Source organism: Stieleria sp., assembly GCF_041595215.1.
GTDB lineage: Bacteria > Planctomycetota > Planctomycetia > Pirellulales > Pirellulaceae > Stieleria > Stieleria magnilauensis.
Genome location: NZ_JBFHKV010001293.1, coordinates 1 through 2119, shown reverse-complemented (window position 1 = coordinate 2119; position 2119 = coordinate 1). Strand labels below are relative to the sequence as shown.

The 2119-nt window shown below is 59.7% G+C and carries 3 protein-coding genes; all 3 read left to right on the top strand.

Features of this window, described 5'->3' with window-relative positions:
- The coding region (locus ABX749_RS30695) for a hypothetical protein (protein WP_372899388.1) at positions 1–219 on the top strand (219 nt) is incomplete at its 5' end.
- A 239-nt stretch (positions 220–458) separates the two neighbouring features.
- Positions 459–1613: an ABC transporter permease gene (locus ABX749_RS30690; protein WP_372899389.1), complete on the top strand. Its 1155-nt coding sequence runs from the start codon at positions 459–461 to the stop codon at positions 1611–1613.
- Between the two features lie 22 nt (positions 1614–1635).
- Positions 1636–2119 (top strand): hypothetical protein (locus ABX749_RS30685; RefSeq protein ID WP_372899387.1); only part of this gene is annotated, 484 nt, incomplete at its 3' end.

Genomic DNA, 2119 nt, shown 5'->3' with positions numbered 1-2119 from the left:
TGCAGTTGCCAAAGCTGCATCTGCGAAGGGGCCGTCATTCAGGCCGATAGTGAGTTGCCGGACACGGAACTCCTGGTCAGCTGGGAACAACTGCCCCCGGCGACGGTCGCTTGCCTCGCCGGACAAGGCGACTTTCTGACGCGTCACGCGTTCGCCTCCGCCGGGCAACTTCTTTGCGGTCGCGATGTGCGCGTAGCGCATCAATCTTGGCTGATTTGAACCAGCCAGAACATTTGAACCGGATGGACGAATGTAGGGCATGCTGTGCTGTAGGGCATGCTGTGCATGCCATCTGTCACGCACAGCGTGACCTACCCGTCTGAACGATCGGTCGATCCCCGAGCGGATGAACAAATGTGGGGCATGCTGTGCATGCCAACTATCACGAGGGCATGCCGTGCATGCCAACCGTCACGCACAGCGTGACCTACCGAATACAACGTTTGAGTTTTCATTTGATGTTACTTCCCTGGGAATACGGTGTTCGCAATCTGGCTCGTCGGCCGGTGCGGACGGCATTGACGCTCGTCGCCTTGGCGACGGTGGTGATGCTCGTATTCGTGGTCGTCGGTTTCATTCGCGGCATGGAGCAATCACTGTCTGTCAGCGGTGACCCCGACGTCGTCTTGGTCTATTCGGTGAACTCCGAAGAAAACATCGAGAACTCTTCGATCGCCGCTCGAACCCCGGCCCTGTTGACCGCCAGTTTGCAAGGGACGGTCAATCGGTTCGGCGTGACACATGTTTCGCCTGAGCTGTATCTGGGGACACGGGTCAAAAGCGAATCGGCCGACGGGGGCTTGGGACTGGTTCGTGGCGTCACCCTGGCCGCACCGCTGGTCCGCCGGTCGGTCCGGTTGACCGGTGGCGACTGGCCGGATGCGGGCGAAGTGATGGTGGGCCGGTTGGCGGCGGCAAAACTGGGCAGCTCGGACGAAGCGATGGCGGTCGGCCAAACCATCGAGTTTGAAGGCCGGTCGTGGACGATCAGCGGTCGCTTTGCCGCGGGCGGTGCGGCGTACGAGTCGGAGATCTGGTGCAACCTGGGCGACTTGCAAACGGCAACAAAGCGTCAGGATTTGAGTCTCGCGGCGATGCTGTTGACACCGGGCAGTTCACCCGCGGAAGTCAAACTGTTCTGCAAGGAACGCACCGACTTGGAACTGCGTGCGAGCCGCGAAACCGATTACTACGCGACCCTGCAACAGCACTATAAACCGGTTCGATTGCTGGCCTGGTTCGTCGTCGCTCTGGTGTCCGGTGCGGGGGTCTTTGCGGGTTTGAACATGATGTACGGCGCGGTGGCTGGACGGGTTCGTGAAATTGCGACGCTGCAAGCGATCGGATTTCGTCGACGTGCGATCCTCGTCAGCCTGATCCAGGAAGCCGTCTTGTTGGCAGCGGCCGGTTCACTGCTCTCGGGTGTGATCGCGTTGACAATGCTCAACGGCATGGCCGTGCGTTTCACGATGGGTGCGTTCACATTGCGCATCGACAGCGTCGCAATCTTGATCGGTTGCGGCGTCGGATTGTTACTGGGCGTCTTGGGCGCGTTGCCCCCGGCGTTGAAAGCGTTGCGATTGCAAGTCGCAACGAGTTTGAAAGCAGTTTAGAAATTTACCAAGGAGATTGAGAATGAAGTCGTTTTTTAACTTCGGTCTGGCCGCATTGCTATTGATCGCGTCCGGATGCAGCGACAAGGCGGACGTCGCATCGACGCCAAACCAAGATACCGCGACCGCGGCGGCGTCGCCGTATGCCGCCGAAAGCGAACCCGACGGAGCGATACCGGTGGGCGAAGCACGCGAGAACACCGAGGACGGCCAGGATGTCACTTTGGTCGGCCTGGTCGGCGGATCGAGCGAACCGTTTGTCGACGGCTTGGCCGCATTCACCATCGTGGATCCCAAAGTGCCCTACTGTGCCGACGACGAAGGATGCCCGACGCCCTGGGATTATTGCTGCCAAACGGATGCGGTGAAAGACAACATTGCGACCGTCAAGATTGTCGACGACACGGGCAATCCGGTGGCCCAAGACGCCCGCGAGTTTCTTAGCGTCAAAGAACTGTCCACCGTGGTCGTCACCGGAAAAGCCCAGCGCGATGACCAAGGCAATC

Excerpts from the sequence above, each read along its gene's own strand:
- ABX749_RS30690 (WP_372899389.1), top strand. The coding sequence starts at position 459 with ATGTTACTTCCCTGGGAATACGGTGTTCGCAATCTGGCTCGTCGGCCG.